The following is a 16695-nucleotide window of genomic DNA, read 5'->3' as shown; positions in this document are numbered from 1 at the left end:
TAAAAGTGTAAATCAAACCAATCTGTAGGAAGAGTCATTTGCAAAGTTCTGAAAGTCCTAATTCATCACCTCAAGTTGATACGAAGTCTCCCCGTCAATCTGATACGCAGTTAGATGCTACAAAAAAGCAGAGCTTAAAGGACGTTATTTTTAATAAAAAAATGATTGTTTGTCTATTTACCGGATTTGCATCGGGTTTGCCGCTTTATCTGACTTTTCAGTTGATTCCCGGCTGGTTACGTCAAAATGGTATCGATTTATCCGTCATTGGATTATTTGCTATTGTGTCTTTTTCCTATAACTGGAAATTTCTCTGGTCGCCATTAATGGAACGATTTCGGCCTCCATTTTTGGGTAAACGGCGAGGATGGATGTTAATTACTCAACTACCACTAATTATTTTTACTGCGGTTTTAATTGGTTTAAATCCATTAACTGACATCGGGTTGATTGCGGCGGTTGTAGGCATCATCAGCTTTTTTAGCGCCAGTCAGGATATTGTGCTGGATGCATACAGGCGAGAGCTACTCAATGACACCGAAATGGGGATGGGCTCTTCCTTTTTTACTAATGCGTATAAATTTTCTTCATTAGTGCCTGGGGGATTATCGTTAATTATTGCCGATCTAGTGTCGTGGGAGTGGGCATTGGGCACGGTGGTTATTTTCTTATTTGTTGGGTTAATGACAACCTTGATTATTGATGAATTAAAAGCGACACAGATTCAACCATTAACTATGAAGGAAGCAGTTGTCGAACCTTTTAAAGAATTTTTTAATCGAGATGGCTGGCAAAAGGCATTACTGGTGTTGTTATTTTTGGTGCTTTATAAGTTGGGTGACAATATGGCAACCGCGCTGGAGACTCCTTTCTTTTTTGATCTGGGATTTTCAGGCAGTGAAATCGGGTCGGTGGCTAAAATTTCTAAATTATGGGCCGCGATTTTTGGTACATTCCTTGGTGGAATCATTTTAACCAAGTATGGGACAAATCGGGCATTATGGATTTTTGGCGTATTTCAGATCATCAGTATCCTTGGGTATGCAGTATTGGCTTATTTTGGCAATCATCTTGGCTTGTTATTTGTTGCGGTGAGTTTTGAATATCTGGGCGTTGGACTGGGAACTGTTGGTATTTTAGCCTTTATGTCTGAATTGACTAGTAAGCAATTTACCGCAACACAGTTTGCGTTATTAAGCAGCCTGGCGGCAGTACCTCGAACTTTTGCGACAGTTTCAACCGGGTTTATCATCCAGTCAGTCGGATATACCTGGTTTTTTCTGATTTGTTTTGCCTGCGCTATACCGGGAATGCTGCTATTAATGAAAGTAGCGCCATGGAACCCTAAAACAACTGAGCAATAAACAAGCTTACAAATGATTGATGGATATGAGAGGTTTTCCGTAAACTTATATTTTTAACTGCGTTCTGACCCCCAATTAAATAGAAAGCTACCCAATAGTGTGAAACCAATCGTCATACCAATTAAAGTGAGCAAATTGGGCATTACATCAATTAAACTGGCCCCATCGGTCATAATGGCTCGTGCTGCATCTAACAGGTGAGTGAGTGGAAAAATTTGCGCAAATTGTTGAACATAGCTTGGTGAGCCTTCGAGCGAAAACCATACACCAGATAAAAACATCATTGGCCAAGAGGTTATATTTAACATGCCTCCCGTTAACTCTTCACTATTTGCTCGCGAGGCAATGAGCAAACTCAGTGCAATCATGCTCGATGCGCCTGCGGCCGCAATAATGAACAAATCCAACAATGAACCAAGAATATAAAAGTCTAACAGTAGATTACTGCCGAAAAACAAAATTAACGTGGTCATCAAAACAATCAACAGTCGGGAAACGATTTGTCCTGATAAAAATTCAAATGCCGACAGTGGTGTGGCTTGAAAGCGTTTTAAAACCCCGTTCTTGCGGTAGCGTACGATGACATAGCCGACACCAAATAAACAACTAAACATCATATTCATTCCTAGTATTCCGGGCATTACCCAATCAAGATAACGAATTGCCCGACCGTTGGTTGTTGATTGTTGCATAGCTGGAAATGATGCCAATAAAAGTTGTTCAACAATGTAGCCTTTGGCTGAGGTTTCATTTAACCAGTATTGATGCGCAGTAAAGTCGACAAGTAAGTCAATTTTATGTTGATCAACTTTTAAAATCCCTTTAGTCATTTCGTTGTAAGTAACAAATTCGAAATGTTTCAATTGGGTAAATGTATTATTCAAGTCTTCAGCGGAATTTTGTTGAGGATTAATCACTAAGCCGACTTTATATAAAGGGTTGCCATCGCCATTAAAAACAAATGCGAATCCAAAAAGTAATAAAATCGGGAATAAAAAGTTCCAGGAAAGGGCTGCACGATCACGAAAAAACTCCAGATTGCGAGCGGTTAAAATAGCTAAAAATCGGCGCATTGGGTATTAATTCCTGAGGGCATGACCAGTAAGTTTGATAAATAAATCTTCAAGATTTGGGTGTCTGACTTGGAGGCCATCGATTGAAACTTGATTGGCTAACAAGATTTTAATTGTTTGTTCAATGTCCTGAGTTTCGATTTCCAGTAAATGGTTGGTTATTTGAAAATTTAATTCTGTTTTGGCCAGTTGTGCTTGTTGTTCAATGGGAAGACAAACGATAGTACCGTGAAAATGTGCTTTTAATAGTTGATTTGGCGAGCCTTGCTCAATAATTTTTCCTCGATCAATAATGACGATGTCATCACACAATGATTCAGCCTCATCCATATAGTGGGTGGTCAGAATAACTGTTTTGTTTTGAGCTTTGATATTATTGATAAGCTGCCAGAAATTACGCCGTGATTGAGGATCGAGCCCCGTTGTAGGTTCATCTAAGAAAATAATTTGTGGATCATTTAATATTGCTAATGCCAGCAATAATCTTTGTCGTTGTCCACCCGACAATTGGCGTGTATCTTGATCTGCAATGTCAGCCAGTGCACAAATTTTAATAACTTCGGACTCAGGTAAACAATGGTCATAAAACTTTGTAAATAGAGCTAAAGTCTCTTTGACGGTTAAATAATCCTGAATGGCAGTATGTTGAAACTGGATACCAATTTTTTGGTAGTAATTTTTTTCAATGGGGGCACCGTTGAATAATATTTGTCCACTTGATGGTTTTAAAATACCCTCCATCATTTCAATTGTTGTGGTTTTGCCTGCGCCATTTGGGCCCAGCAATCCAAAACATTTACCTTGAGGAATATTAAAACTAATATTGTTTACTGCGTGAAAACCTGAAAATGATTTACACAGGTTTTTAATTTGAAGTATGTCAGCCATTAGCGCATTCTAATGGCTGACCTCAAAAAAGAAAAGGTTAATTTAATGACAAAAGGAATAGTCAATTAAAAGTGGAAGAACGCACTAAAATAAGTACCTGAAAATTCCAGGTCAGCAGTTAAGTCGTCATCTTCTACATCAAGTTCAAATGTGCGATAACCGAGCTTGGCACCAAAACCAACCGTACTTTCATAGCCAACACCAATCATCATATCTGAAATTGAGTCACCGTCGTAACTGACTATGTTGACTTCGCCATCAACAAAAAAACCAGAAAGTGGTAAATCAAATCTTGCTTTGCCATATAATAATGGAATGGTAAAGTCGACATCTTCCATCTCGCTGATGTTACTTCCTGTCTCTGGCGTTTTTAATTCAACTTTGCCATCGTATTGACGCAAAGTTAAACCTAAATCAAGATTTACCCAGTTATCTAATATTTCATAATAAAAAGTGTACTCGGTATTACTCATATCTACCGCTGTCGCTACATCTTCACTGACGTTGTAAGTTTGGCCATTAAAGATAATTTCGCGACTTAGTGATGAATTCGCGCTTGACCCCAAGTCGGAAGACACAATTTTAACATTTGGCAACAGAGGAACAGGATGCTCAAGTGATACCCAGAAAATATTGTGAGAGTCATCTTTAAAACCTAAATCATCCTGAATATCGATGTTGGTTCCACTCAGGAGGTTAGAGTCGACAGCTAATGTTCCTTCATAATCGGGTTTCCATTGGTAACCTCCAACTTCAAACCCAACGATATCTGCTTTCGCAACAGGAATCAGACAGATGCTCGCAACAGTTAAAGCGCTAAGGAGTTTTTTCATAATTTTTTCTCTCTGTTGTAAAAACGCATTAATTATGGACACTAATTATGGACTAAGTGTCGTGAAAAAGGGAGATTTAATTCACAGAATAGGCTTATTTAAAGATGTTTTTCACTCTATTTGCGATATTTTAAATGGGTTAATGACCACTAAATTGGCAATTTTACTAATTAACCTGCTGGTTGTTTGGTAACTTTTTCGATCACAACAAGTCTAAACTGGCTGTTTATTTTAACGCTTTATTGTCAATTAATTAAGTCAATCTAATTCATGTATACGCTGACGATTGTTTATCTGGAGGTTAGTTAACGGTTGTGTTTAAAACCGGATAAACAATTTATGAACTTCAATTTAGGTGCTAATCATAAATCAAATATCACCAAACGCAATTTAATAGCAATGACTTAATCGCCAGCGTGTTTTTCTTATTGTGGTTACAATTTTGTCACAAGTTAATCGTATTCTGATGCAGTTGCAGCTAGGTTAAGTAAGGCTGGTTCGTTAAATATACTGGTTAACTGTTGACTCAACAACTGATTGACGACACCCGTAACATCAAGTTCTTTAACCGGGTTGGCAACATCTTGCTCTCGCGTTGTGCGAAATAGTTTTTCAATCTTATTTCCTTGTTTGCTAGCAATTAGTCGAATGTGGCTATCGACCTTGATAGTCGATTTAAGCATGGATTGATTCACTGCTGCTTGTAATGTTTCTATTTGTAGCTCAACGTTCAGATCGGCTAACAATGGGTTGCTAATAATACGAAATTGACTTCGAGTAAGATTGTCTATTATCTGTGCTTTTAGTTGCGCGGCTTCATCAACTGGACCACTAATTAAAGTGATTTTATTGTTTTGGGTTGGGTAATTGTTGGAACGCAAATCGGTTACTTGAACTGCAATAGTTTGCGCTTTAGCGGCTAGTGATTGTGCTTGAGTAATTTCCGGATCGATTCGATAGCGAAATTTAGCCGGTGTACAAGCACTGACAGCGGCAAGGCAAGTGATCATTAAAAAATAGCTGGTAAGTTTACTTAACATTTTTACCCCCAAATTAAAAATAATTTTGGACATGAATAATTCTTGGCAAGACAAGAATAGTTTTCGACACTAAGGGGGGCTTAGTAGTCAATGAGTAAGCAGTCTATCAATTATGCTAGGTAAGTGAAACTCTTATCAGTATTACCCCGATTTTGGTTTAAATTTTGGCTGTTGAGCCAGCCATACAGAAAACTGACGATCAGCTGATAAAATTTTAACTTGCTTAAAGTATTTGCAGAGCATTGGCTGATATTTTAAGTGACGATTGGCTACGACTAACAGTTTTCCATCTGCCGATAAAATTTGTGCTGCCGATTGAAACATATTTTGTGCAATAGTCAGGGTCTGCACATTTTGTTGATGAAAAGGAGGATTACATACAACGTGGGTTACCCTTTGATTAGCAATTTTATCGGTGATATTAGTATGAAAAAATAATCCGTTGGTGAGCTGATTTTTAGTAAAGGTTAATTCTGCAGATTGAATGGCTAATGCTGATTCATCGGTTAGCAAAATTTCTGCCTGAGGAAAACGCTTTGCCATGACTGCGCCTAAAACCCCATTACCACAACCCAAGTCGAGTAATCGATCACTTTTGGAAAGTTGAGGTAAATATGGTAATAAAACTTTAGTACCAATATCTAATTGGTTGCGCGAAAAAACACCAGGTAAGCCAAAAATGGTCAGTTCTTCTTCAGTTAGATAATAACTTTTTAGTGGATTATAAGATAACTTACCCGGTTGATATTCAGAAAAAATTAAGCGTGCTTTTTTGGTCGCTAATGAAGTTTTTGTTGGACCAATAATTGTTTCAAATAATTTTAAATTACTATTATGAATTTCTTTTGTCATGCCTGTACCAATGATGATGGTCCGCGTATTGATGTAAGGCTTAAGTTGATGAAGCTGAAACTCGAGCAAGCTATTATGTTTGGGGATGCGAATAATGACCAGATCAAAAGTTTGACTGTTATTGGTTGTCTTTTGACACTCACTTTCATAACTTTTTTTAGATTCTTCACTTTTACTGAATGATTCAATGGCATTAGATTCAATCGAGGCAACACTTTTAAGGTGAGCTGTGGTAGAATTTATCCGCCAGTTCGAAATGTTTTTACAACTGGATAAATTATTGAGTAAATTTAGTTCAATAGCACGATCAGATAAGTAAGAGTCAACCCAATAAGTGAGTTTATATTGGTGTAAACTGACCGCCAGTGCACCAAACTGATCATTGATTATCAGTGTGTTGGCTGAGTAAGGGACCGAGAGTTCGTTGAGGTGTTGTACCACTAATTCATCCGCGGCATTATAAGCGCGCAGTGATGGATCGCGAGATTTTGGAAACCGCTCAAGGCGATATTGTGATGGTAATTGATTTAAAAATTGCATTTTTAATAAAAATTGAGAATTTATTGTTCAATTATACGATATTCCTAAATAAAAATTAGGTATATCCCTGTGATTTTAAAGAAACTTGTCTATGCTTATTGTGAAATATGGAGTTAACAGTAGGGTTGTATGTTTAAGTTATCCTCGCGTTAACGGATAAATGATTCTGGATATGATTTTAGTTTATTTAGAAGTGTAATAATATGCGCCTGTTAGTTGCTGATGATAATGAAATCAACTTGAGAGTTGCCTGTGCCTACCTAAAAGCTTTGGGTATACCACAAGACTCAATTTCGACTGCGGTCAATGGTCGGGAAGCCACTGAGTTATGTACTCAACATAATTTCGATTTAGTTTTTATGGATATTCAAATGCCCGAAGTAGACGGATTAAAAGCGGCTAAAGATATTCTGCAAAATCACACTCATAAACCTGCCATTGTGGCCATTACCGCCAATACTTCGCAAGAAGCAGAGGAGGAGTTTATTGCGGCTGGAATGCGTATGGTCATTCATAAGCCGGTTAACAAGTCGGCGTTTCGATGCGCCCTTAAACTGGCTGAAAGTGAAAACTAAACTTAAATTATTGAGTTGTTAAGTTTAAAGTTTTTATTGAACTGATTATCCTGCTTTTCAATTGTGTTCGTGTAACTCATCATCTCCCGTATTCGCAAGGTTATCTTTGGGACGGGATAATAGTATCTATTTTGTTAGCTTAAATTTGCTCAATAGATAGTCTGGTAGGATTTGGCTGATTTTAAGAAAGTGAGTTTAAAAAGTCAGTTAAAAAATACGCTTTAAAAAATTTTATACTTTGTGTTTTTACTAGTTTTTAATTTTGAAAAAAATAATTGCTTCTCATTTAAATATTGATAATTTTCTTCATTGATTTATTTTATTTATTCTGTTTTCATTCATCTTCATCATCGAAGCCAGTTTTTGATTTATCATAAGTATCTGGAAATTTTTGTTTAGCATTTTTAAGCAACGTAACCATTCCGCCGATAATAAAAATAAAGACTAATACAATAATGATAATGGCTTTTGTCATTTTGTGCCTCGCTGGTGCTTAGTTTGTGGTTTTTCGCCTAATTTTAATGCTAGTTGATCTAAAAACCTACTGCATTTATCAAAGTTATGTATAATTATTGAGCCGGTTATGGTTGCGGTAAGCAAATATTATCAAAGTATTGGCATAAATAATGGTCTAGTTGTTGTTGAATAATTGCTTTGCCTTCCAGTTTAATGGTATCAATAAAATTCAAATATTGTTTTTTATTAAAGTATTGGCGAAATTGGTGAGAACATTGAATGTGTGATATATGCCAAGGTTCAGCTGCGACACCTTGTTGATAAATTCGATATGGCCTAAAAAATTGAAAATTTTCAAGATTATTATCTAACCAATTGGCTAAATGCGTGCAGGGACCAAGAGAGCCGAATTCTTCGGGGATTAATCTAACTTGATAACCTTTATTAATGGCTTGCGCATTAAAAATGTCAAAATCAGTTCCCCAATGATGTCGACTTAGACCGGGAATAGCTGACCAATGGCAAATGGCTTTAAATTTTTGCTCATCATCAAGTTGGCTAAACTCAAGGGGCTGGGCGTTCCTATCTAGTAGCTGTGACTTACCTATCCATTTGTTGTTCCATATCTGAAGCTGGCGACTAAAACTACGATAAGCACTGACAACTGCAATTTCTATCCCGGCTTGTTTTGCGGCAGATAAAAGCGCTTGCAAATCTTCATGTACCTGCCGATTAATCTGATACTTTACACCAGTTATATCAATAAATTCACTGAGGTGATTCTCAACAATACCAATGGAATTTTGCCAACTGATAGACGGATGCATAATATAAGATGTTGATATTAGGCTAATAGTTTTTTCATGGTTTGGTAATACATGTCACTTAGTTGCTCCAGTTCACTAATTTTAACGCATTCATTAACTTGATGAATGGTTTTATTAACAGGCCCCAATTCAACAATTTGTGCGCCGGTTTTAGCAATAAAACGACCATCTGAAGTACCTCCCGAGGTTTCGGGGCTAGTTTTAATGCCATTTACTTGCTCGATTGCTTGTGAAACAGCATCGATTAAATCGTGTGACTGAGTTAAAAAGGGTTCACCATTGAGTTTCCAGTTTAGTTCATAATTGTCGGCAAACTGGTTTAATACTTGCTCGATAGTCTGCTGTATTTTTTGGTGTGTTTGCTCAGTTGAGTAGCGCAGGTTAAATTCGATGGCAATTTCACCGGGAATAATATTACTGGCTTCTCCAGCACTGACATTGGTTACTTGTAAACTGGTCGGTGGAAAATGTTCATTACCATGATCCCAGTGAATGTTAACCAATTTACTTATAAAATGACTGGCGCGATGAATCGCATTATCTGCTAAGTGCGGATAAGCCACATGTCCTTGAATTCCTTTTAGAATAACATAGCCGGTTAATGAGCCTCGACGGCCAATTTTAATCACATCACCCAGTGTTTGGGTCGAAGAGGGCTCACCAACGATAGCATAATCAATTACTTGCTTGCGTTGCATTAGTGTTTCGACGACTTTAACCGTGCCATTTATAAATGGGCCTTCTTCATCACTGGTGATTAAAAAGGCAATACTGCCGCGATGTTCTGGAAAATCACTAACAAAACGACTGGTGGCGGTTAACATTGCAGCAAGCGAGCCTTTCATATCGGCTGCTCCACGGCCATATAAATAACCATCTTTCTCAACAGGATCAAACGGATTGGTTTGCCAATTGCTTAAATTGCCTGGTGGCACGACATCGGTATGCCCAGCAAAAACCAGACAGGGGGACTGTTGTCCACGCACTGACCAGATATTTTGCGTGTCACCAAAATCTAAGTGCTCGGTGGTAAAACCACATAAACTCAAGTAATCAGCCATAAAACTCTGGCAACCGGCATCAGCAGGTGTAACCGATTCGCGGGCAATCAGGTTTTTGGCAATATCAAGAGTCGTTGCCTCTAACGAAGGTAAGTGTGTTGTTAAATCAGTCATTAATTTTGCTTTTTTCCAAAATAGGTTTGCCAGGTTTCGGCTTTAAATCCCACTGTCCAGTTACCATGATATTTTAATACAGGGCGTTTGATTAATGATGTATTTTGCATAATTAAATCAATTAATGAATCTGTATCGGTCAAGGACTTCTGTGAGTCATTCAGGTTGCGCCAAGTTGTTCCTCGACGATTAATCAAAGTTTCCTGGCCGATTAACTCTAACCAGAGTTGGATTAATTCAGCGTTTGGAATTTCCTTTTTAAAATCATGAAATTCAAACTCAATCTGGTTCGCTGTTAACCAGGTTAACGCTTTTTTTACGGTGTCACAGTTTTTTATGCCGTAAACTTCAACTTGACTCATAGAAACCCTCTTAGTAATTATTACTGAGCAGTGGCATTTAATTTTTAGGCCATCGATTTAAATTAGGCTAATCGTAATAGCTCATTCACGGAGGTTTTTGAACGAGTTTTTTCATCGACCTGCTTTACAATAACCGCGCAAGCTAGACTATACCGACCATCTTCTGATGGTAAGCTGCCAGGAACAACCACCGAACCTGCCGGTACTCGGCCATATGTAATTTCACCGGTTTCACGATTAAAAATTCGTGTACTTTGGCCAATGAATACGCCCATTGAAATAACGCTGCCTTTTTCAACAATAACACCCTCAACAATTTCACTACGCGCGCCGATAAAGCAGTCGTCTTCGATAATTGTTGGGCTGGCTTGCAAAGGTTCTAAAACACCGCCGATACCGACACCACCCGATAAATGAACATTTTTTCCGATTTGTGCACAAGAGCCTACGGTTGCCCAAGTATCAACCATGGTACCTTCGTCAATATACGCACCAATATTAGTATAACTCGGCATTAGTACAACATTAGGCGCAACATAACAGCCATTACGAACGACCGCTTGTGGGACAACACGTACGCCCATTTTTTCAAATTCGGCTTGTGAGGTTGTTGCATATTTTAAAGGAACCTTATCAAAAAAACGTGTGTGGCCAGCATCAACCACTTCATTGTTTAAAATACGGAATGATAATAATACCGCTTTTTTGGCCCACTCATTGACCTGCCAGCCTGATGCAGTTGGCTCGGCAACACGCAATTGGCCACTATCAAGCAGGCTAAGTGTTTCTTTTACTGCGTTAGCGATTTCGTCTGAAACGGTGCTCGGGGTAATTTCAGCTCTTTGCTCGAAAGCTGCTTCAATAATCTGAATCAGATGGTTCATTACTGGTTATTCCTTAGTTACTTAATTAATGTTTAATTGGTTTTTAATTTCCAGGCGAATTTCTTCTTGTTGCTGACAATTGGTAATTGGTGTGTTATTACGATTACTAATAATAAATGTATCTTCAACTTTTTCGCCCAATGTTGTAATTCGGGCATCATGCAAACGGGTGTTTGTTTGAATAAATGCTTTACCAACCGCAGCAAGTAAACCAGGTTGGTCGCGAGTAATTAACTCCATTCGCGTAAAACCGGTGTACTCGTCTTCAAAAAATTCGACTTTGGTTGGAATTGAAAAATATTTAAATTGGCGAGGCATACGTCGCTGAACAGATAATTCTAAATGATCGATGTTAAGGATGTTTTCGATTATAGCCTGCTTAACCTGCATCTTGATGTATTGATTGGCAAGTGCTTTGCCATCACTGTCGAGAACGATAAAACTGTCGTAACAATAACCACTTCTATCGGTATAAATACTTGCTGCCTGAATACTTAGACCTTGTTGGTTAAGGGTAACTGCTAGTGCAGCAAATAGATTATCTCGATCTTTACTGTAGACAAAAATTTCACTACCACTTTTTTGAAGTGTTGAACGAATACCGACGACAATATTATCATCACCTTTCTCAGTAATAATTTTTTTACTGCGCCAAGTGATTGCTTCTACGGAATGTTTAGCAAAATATTGATCATCTAATGCGCTCCACAGACTTTCAATATCATTTTCATGTAAAGTTTGTTCTAATAACCGTTTTTTGGCTTGTTTACGATTAATCCGCCAGAACTCCACCGATTCTTGTTGCTCCTGATTTAGATAAGAGGAAGTACTCAAGTATAAATTCTTTAATAATGAGTCCTTCCATGAATTCCATAAACTGTGGCTGGTTGCACGAATATCTGCCACCGTTAATATATACAACAGTTCAAGATGATGCTGAGTTTTCACTAGTTCGGCAAAATTTTGGATAACTTTGGGATCGGAAATATCCCGCTTTTGCGCGGTTAACGACATAATTAAATGATTTGCGACAAGCCATTCGATTTTTTCGGCATGTTGTGGATTAACGTCATGTTTTTGGCAAAATTTTCGTGCCTCGATTGCGCCCAACTCACTATGATCACCACCTCTGCCTTTGGCGATATCATGAAACAATCCAGCAATAAAAATAATTTCAGGACTTTTTTGACGCTGCATAATTTCGCTGCATACTGGAAATGCTTCGTTCAAATGTGGATCGGCAAACTCTGCAAGATTCTTTAACAAAAATAAAGTATGCTCATCAACTGTGTAGTTATGAAACATGTCGTATTGCATTTGACCGGTAATATCACGAAAAGGGCGCAAGTAATCAGCCAGCACGCCACTACGTTTCATTAAAAACATGGCCCGTGATGAAGAGTGCGGAATGTGCCAGAACTCAATAAACAGACGTTTATTGTTGGGGTTATTAATAAATGAATTATTAATTTTGGGGCGCGCATTGCGAATGGCACGTAAAGTTTGTGCGGTAATGCCTTTTAATGAATTATCTTGAGCAACATATTGAAAAACTTTTAATAATTGACTTGGATCTTTTTGAAAAAGATCGGTATCTATGGCATCAATTCGCTGATTAACTACTTGAAAATATTGATCGATCGGAATGGCTGAGTTGACTTCTTTATTTTGGAGTAACTCTTCTTCCATGACTTGCATTAAAATATCACAAATATTACGGACGATTAATACGCAGCGATAATATCGCTTCATCATTTTTTCAACAGCAAGCGATCCTTTGCTGTCTTGATAACCCATCAGTTTGGCTGCACTTTTTTGATAATCAAACAATAATCGATCTTCGGCTTTGTCACTCACAAGATGTAGCGCAAACCTCACGCGCCAAATAAAAAGACGCGATTTAATTAGCGTATAATATTCATTTTTTGAAATGAGTTTTTGCTTAATTAACTGGTAGAGCGTTTTAGGATAATAAGTTCGCTGCGCAATCCAGCCAATTAAGTGAATATCTCTTAATCCACCCGGACTTGATTTTACGTTGGGTTCTAAATCAAATGATGAACCATCATATTTTTTATATCGAGCTCTTTGTTCTTCTGATTTGGCAATAAAGAATGATTTAGCATCCCACATTTTTTCTGGTGTAGTTTGCTGTACCAGTTGTTTAAACAGAGCTCGGTTTCCGATTAATAAACGGGATTCCATTAAGTTGGTGGCCACACTTAAGTCATTTTGGGCCAACTCAATACATTGCGCCAGAGTTCTTACTGATTGACCGACTTTTAAGTGACAATCCCACATGATAGAAATCATTAACTCAATTTTTTGAATATCACTTTGAGCTGGCTCTGGACCCACTAAAATAAGCAAGTCAATATCGGAATGCGGATGTAATTCGCCGCGCCCATAACCACCGACAGCAACTAATGCAATTGAATTATCAATATTTAAATGTTGCCATAAAGCAATCAGCAATTTATCGATATGACGACTACGCGAATGAACTAGTGATCGAACATTTGAGCCTTTTTTGAATTCAGTGCGTAAATATTGGTGTGATATCTCAATGTAATTAATCAGTGCAGGTAGCAGCTCTTCGGTCTTGGTATCACTACCTGCAAAGTTTAGTATTTGGGCTAATTGCCGATTAATTGAGAGCGTACGCTTTGGCGGTTTCATATTGAATAATCAGATTGCACCCGAATGGTGCGTTAGGCCTGTGCTAAAATTTTTCGTCAGGTCTTTTTGTTAAAACTTCTACGCCATTCTGGGTAACTAATAAAGTGTGTTCCCATTGTGCAGATAAACTCTTATCTTTCGTCACTACGGTCCAGTTGTCCTTGAGTAAACGAGAGTGACGTTTACCGGCATTAATCATAGGTTCAATCGTAAAAGTCATTCCTTGTTGTAAAACCACACCTGTGCCAGGTCGCCCGTAATGCAAAACTTGTGGCTCTTCGTGAAAAATCTCACCAATACCATGACCACAATATTCTTGTACTACTGAAAAACGATTATGATGAGCATGAGTTTCAATTGCATGGCCAATATCGCCTAAGCGAACACCCGGTTTAACCATGTCGATACCAATATATAAACATTCCTGAGCAACCTGAGATAGTTTCTCGGCAAGCACTGAAGGTTTTCCAATAAAAAACATTTTTGATGTATCGCCGTGGAATCCATCTTTAATCACGGTTACATCGATGTTGATAATATCGCCATCCTTTAATTTTTTATCAGAAGGAATGCCATGGCAAATGACATGATTAACAGAAGTACAAATTGATTTAGGAAAGCCATTGTAATTAAGCGGTGCAGGAATAGCTTGTTGCTCATTAACAATATAATTGTGACAAATTTCATTCAACTCATTTGTCGTCACACCTTTTTTTACATAAGGGGTAATCATTTCCAGAACATCAGCGGCAAGCTTGCCTGCTACGCGCATTTTTTCAATTTGGGCTTCATTTTTAATACTGACTGACATTAATCATTCCAAGAATAAAATTATTGGCGTATTTTACTGAATTTGCGGGGAATTGGAATAGCTACCCAATCGTGCCTATGACGATGTGATGGCTGTTTTCAGTAAATACTGCGGTATTTGCTATCTATCTAAAAAAATAAAAGAAATAGATATTATTAATAATTGGGGTTATTGAATATATCGCGCTCACCGATTTTAAAGCAAGCGAATGTCCCATCAACTGATTATGGTTAAAAAGTAAGTGCTTGTCACATTTATATTTGTTGCTTAAAGACTAACCCTATGTTTTAAAACAAATAATATTAACAACCAGCGACTAAATCGGCGTTTTATATAAAGTTGCTGGGCCGGGAAGGCGCATTCCAGAATTAAGTGAACTAGTGTTAAAATCATCACAAGAGTATCTATATTGATTAATGAAACCTCTTAGTAAATTGAATTGCCGATAAAAATTAACAATTAAATTGGGCGTATAGAAGGATCTTTATTTGGGAAAATTCGTACTTTCAAGTTGTACTGTGAATCAGACAAATAACTAACAATTATGTTTTACTGCAAAAGTATCGGAAACTTGATCGTTCGATATAATGCTACATATGGAGCGATTATCTCTAGATTAGCGCCAATTTGTCGATAAAGGCAATTCGCTTGGCTTAACCAACTAATACTGAATTTATTATTTACAACAGTCAAATGAGATATGGGTTAGTTTAGAAACAAATACTTGCCTACTAGTATAAGTAGGTGTAGGATAAGTAGTAATTTGGGGTGGTTAACGGATATTGACCAATTCCAATGACGCTGGTTTGAATTAACCAGTTTTGAGAGCAAAAATTAATCGCTAACTGCTAATTAAACTCGAAACTATTGCCTATACGACAATTAAAGGCGCTACGACCTAGGCTACCGTAATTTATAGTGTGAAATTCAAAGTGCAAAAGTCTATAAACACAAAAGTGTTAGGCACTAAAGGTTGATACTAGAGGTTGACACTGATAAAGGTAATTGAACGTCATTAGACTAGTTTCTAGGTATTGTTAAGCATTAGAAGATTCCTGTTGTGCTGCCGCCGACTTGAATCTAAGTAAAAAATTTAACCGAATTAACAAAACGTTGTGGAGAACAGAATGGACGATAATCGTAAACAGGCACTCAATGCCGCTCTGAGTCAAATCGAAAGGCAATTTGGTAAAGGTTCCGTGATGCGCTTGGGAGAGGCTCAAGCACAAAAAATTGGTACTATTTCCAGTGGCTCTCTTGGGCTAGATATTGCCCTTGGTATTGGCGGATTTCCTAAAGGTCGTGTAATTGAAATTTATGGTCCGGAATCGTCTGGAAAAACAACGCTAACCTTGCAAGCAATAGCTGAGTGTCAAAAACAAGGTGGGACGGCCGCATTTGTTGATGCTGAACATGCATTGGACCCTATCTATGCTGAGGCATTAGGAGTTAACCTTAATGAACTGCTGGTGTCACAACCTGATACAGGAGAGCAAGCATTAGAAATTTGTGACATGCTAGTTCGTTCAGGTGGCGTTGATCTGGTTATTATTGACTCTGTCGCTGCATTGACCCCAAAAGCTGAGATTGAAGGCGATATGGGCGATTCACATATGGGATTGCAAGCTCGTTTAATGTCGCAGGCATTGCGAAAACTAACGGCTAACATAAAAAAAACCAACTGTACTGTCATTTTTATTAATCAAATTCGAATGAAAATTGGTGTAATGTTTGGTAGCCCCGAAACAACTACCGGTGGAAATGCGTTAAAATTTTATGCGTCCGTTCGTTTAGATATTCGCCGTATTGGTGCTGTCAAACAAGGGGAAGAAATTATTGGCAATGAAACTCGAGTTAAAGTAGTTAAAAATAAAGTCGCACCGCCATTTAAACAAACCGAGTTTCAAATTTTATATGGACAAGGTACTTCTCGTTTAGGTGAAATTATCGATATTGGTGTACAGCAAAATATTATCGATAAAGCAGGCGCTTGGTATAGCTATAACGGTGATCGTATTGGTCAAGGTAAAGCAAAAGTAACTGACTATTTAATTGAAAATCCTGAAATCGCTGAAGAGATTGAAAGAATCATTCGTGAACAACTTTTACCTCAATCGCATAGTCAAAGCGAAGCTGTTGAAGAATAAGTAACCTCAACTCTGAATAAAGTAATCTATGCTCGGTAAAAATTTATTTTGCCGGGCTTATCTGCATCTATTGTATAATACCTAGTCGCCCCTGAAAAAAGAAAACCCCATTGATTTTTTATCAGCCAATCATGCGCAGAAGCATTTTAAATGGTGAGTTCCGGCTGCGCAATCTCATTCCGCGATCAA

15 protein-coding genes are annotated in these 16695 nt (G+C 37.8%); 3 read left to right on the top strand and 12 right to left on the bottom strand.

Going from position 1 to position 16695, the window contains the following annotated elements; all coding sequences use genetic code 11:
- Window positions 1-38 precede the first annotated feature (38 nt).
- Window positions 39-1364: an AmpG family muropeptide MFS transporter gene (locus ABVT42_RS11020; protein ID WP_353895738.1), complete on the top strand. Its 1326-nt coding sequence runs from the start codon at window positions 39-41 to the stop codon at window positions 1362-1364.
- 53 nt (window positions 1365-1417) lie between these two features.
- Here the strand turns inward: ABVT42_RS11020 and ABVT42_RS11015 are convergent, their stop codons facing one another.
- The 5 genes from ABVT42_RS11015 to ABVT42_RS10995 form a co-directional block, all read right to left on the bottom strand.
- Complete coding sequence (locus ABVT42_RS11015; RefSeq protein WP_353895739.1) at window positions 1418-2437, bottom strand: ABC transporter permease; 1020 nt, start codon at window positions 2435-2437, stop codon at window positions 1418-1420.
- 6 nt (window positions 2438-2443) lie between these two features.
- On the bottom strand, window positions 2444-3325 hold the full coding sequence (locus ABVT42_RS11010) for an ABC transporter ATP-binding protein (protein ID WP_353895740.1): 882 nt from the start codon (window positions 3323-3325) through the stop codon (window positions 2444-2446).
- Between the two features lie 65 nt (window positions 3326-3390).
- Window positions 3391-4158, bottom strand: a complete 768-nt coding sequence (locus tag ABVT42_RS11005) for a TIGR04219 family outer membrane beta-barrel protein (RefSeq protein ID WP_353895741.1) — start codon at window positions 4156-4158, stop codon at window positions 3391-3393.
- A 452-nt stretch (window positions 4159-4610) separates the two neighbouring features.
- Window positions 4611-5231 carry a YajG family lipoprotein gene (locus ABVT42_RS11000; RefSeq protein WP_353895742.1) on the bottom strand — a complete coding sequence of 207 codons (621 nt, stop codon included), beginning with the start codon at window positions 5229-5231 and terminating at the stop codon, window positions 4611-4613.
- A 108-nt stretch (window positions 5232-5339) separates the two neighbouring features.
- Entirely contained in the window at window positions 5340-6590 is a 1251-nt protein-coding gene (locus ABVT42_RS10995; protein WP_353895743.1) for a methyltransferase, read from the bottom strand.
- A gap of 203 nt (window positions 6591-6793) precedes the next feature.
- Here ABVT42_RS10995 and ABVT42_RS10990 point away from each other — a divergent pair, with 203 nt between their 5' ends.
- Complete coding sequence (locus tag ABVT42_RS10990; RefSeq protein WP_353895744.1) at window positions 6794-7165, top strand: response regulator; 372 nt, start codon at window positions 6794-6796, stop codon at window positions 7163-7165.
- Window positions 7166-7499: 334 nt separating this feature from the next.
- On the opposite strand, the gene ABVT42_RS10985 is transcribed toward ABVT42_RS10990, so the two are convergent.
- The 7 genes from ABVT42_RS10985 to map all read right to left on the bottom strand — a co-directional run bounded on the left by ABVT42_RS10985 (window position 7500) and on the right by map (window position 14359).
- Entirely contained in the window at window positions 7500-7640 is a 141-nt protein-coding gene (locus tag ABVT42_RS10985) for a DUF2897 family protein (protein WP_353895745.1), read from the bottom strand.
- Between the two features lie 106 nt (window positions 7641-7746).
- Entirely contained in the window at window positions 7747-8448 is a 702-nt protein-coding gene (locus ABVT42_RS10980) for a M15 family metallopeptidase (protein WP_353895746.1), read from the bottom strand.
- Window positions 8449-8465: 17 nt separating this feature from the next.
- Entirely contained in the window at window positions 8466-9623 is a 1158-nt protein-coding gene (gene dapE, locus ABVT42_RS10975; protein ID WP_353895747.1) for a succinyl-diaminopimelate desuccinylase, read from the bottom strand.
- The gene (locus ABVT42_RS10970) at window positions 9623-9985 is read right to left on the bottom strand and encodes a Spx/MgsR family RNA polymerase-binding regulatory protein (protein ID WP_353895748.1); all 363 of its coding nucleotides are present in this window, start codon (window positions 9983-9985) and stop codon (window positions 9623-9625) included. Before ABVT42_RS10970 ends, dapE begins: the two co-directional genes overlap by 1 nt.
- 62 nt (window positions 9986-10047) lie before the next feature.
- Window positions 10048-10869, bottom strand: coding sequence for a 2,3,4,5-tetrahydropyridine-2,6-dicarboxylate N-succinyltransferase (dapD, locus tag ABVT42_RS10965; protein WP_353895749.1), 822 nt, complete (start codon window positions 10867-10869; stop codon window positions 10048-10050).
- Between the two features lie 21 nt (window positions 10870-10890).
- Window positions 10891-13548, bottom strand: a complete 2658-nt coding sequence (glnD, locus tag ABVT42_RS10960; protein WP_353895750.1) for a [protein-PII] uridylyltransferase — start codon at window positions 13546-13548, stop codon at window positions 10891-10893.
- A 43-nt stretch (window positions 13549-13591) separates the two neighbouring features.
- Window positions 13592-14359, bottom strand: coding sequence for a type I methionyl aminopeptidase (gene map, locus ABVT42_RS10955; protein ID WP_353895751.1), 768 nt, complete (start codon window positions 14357-14359; stop codon window positions 13592-13594).
- A gap of 1127 nt (window positions 14360-15486) precedes the next feature.
- Between map and recA the strand changes: the two genes are divergently transcribed.
- Window positions 15487-16506 (top strand): recombinase RecA, encoded by a 1020-nt coding sequence (gene recA / locus ABVT42_RS10950; RefSeq protein ID WP_353895752.1) that lies wholly within the window; start codon window positions 15487-15489, stop codon window positions 16504-16506.
- Window positions 16507-16695 lie beyond the last annotated feature (189 nt).

The organism is Aliikangiella maris (assembly GCF_040719265.1).
GTDB classification, from domain to species: Bacteria; Pseudomonadota; Gammaproteobacteria; order Enterobacterales; family Kangiellaceae; genus Aliikangiella; species Aliikangiella maris.
Note: the sequence above shows the minus strand (reverse complement) of the source record. Positions and strands in the feature narration are given on the sequence as shown.

Excerpts from the sequence above, each read along its gene's own strand:
- ABVT42_RS11015 (WP_353895739.1), bottom strand. The coding sequence starts at position 2,437 with ATGCGCCGATTTTTAGCTATTTTAACCGCTCGCAATCTGGAGTTTTTT.
- ABVT42_RS11010 (WP_353895740.1), bottom strand. The coding sequence starts at position 3,325 with ATGGCTGACATACTTCAAATTAAAAACCTGTGTAAATCATTTTCAGGT.
- ABVT42_RS11005 (WP_353895741.1), bottom strand. The coding sequence starts at position 4,158 with ATGAAAAAACTCCTTAGCGCTTTAACTGTTGCGAGCATCTGTCTGATT.
- ABVT42_RS11000 (WP_353895742.1), bottom strand. The coding sequence starts at position 5,231 with ATGTCCAAAATTATTTTTAATTTGGGGGTAAAAATGTTAAGTAAACTT.
- ABVT42_RS10995 (WP_353895743.1), bottom strand. The coding sequence starts at position 6,590 with ATGCAATTTTTAAATCAATTACCATCACAATATCGCCTTGAGCGGTTT.
- ABVT42_RS10990 (WP_353895744.1), top strand. The coding sequence starts at position 6,794 with ATGCGCCTGTTAGTTGCTGATGATAATGAAATCAACTTGAGAGTTGCC.
- ABVT42_RS10985 (WP_353895745.1), bottom strand. The coding sequence starts at position 7,640 with ATGACAAAAGCCATTATCATTATTGTATTAGTCTTTATTTTTATTATC.
- ABVT42_RS10980 (WP_353895746.1), bottom strand. The coding sequence starts at position 8,448 with ATGCATCCGTCTATCAGTTGGCAAAATTCCATTGGTATTGTTGAGAAT.
- dapE (WP_353895747.1), bottom strand. The coding sequence starts at position 9,623 with ATGACTGATTTAACAACACACTTACCTTCGTTAGAGGCAACGACTCTT.
- ABVT42_RS10970 (WP_353895748.1), bottom strand. The coding sequence starts at position 9,985 with ATGAGTCAAGTTGAAGTTTACGGCATAAAAAACTGTGACACCGTAAAA.
- dapD (WP_353895749.1), bottom strand. The coding sequence starts at position 10,869 with ATGAACCATCTGATTCAGATTATTGAAGCAGCTTTCGAGCAAAGAGCT.
- glnD (WP_353895750.1), bottom strand. The coding sequence starts at position 13,548 with ATGAAACCGCCAAAGCGTACGCTCTCAATTAATCGGCAATTAGCCCAA.
- map (WP_353895751.1), bottom strand. The coding sequence starts at position 14,359 with ATGTCAGTCAGTATTAAAAATGAAGCCCAAATTGAAAAAATGCGCGTA.
- recA (WP_353895752.1), top strand. The coding sequence starts at position 15,487 with ATGGACGATAATCGTAAACAGGCACTCAATGCCGCTCTGAGTCAAATC.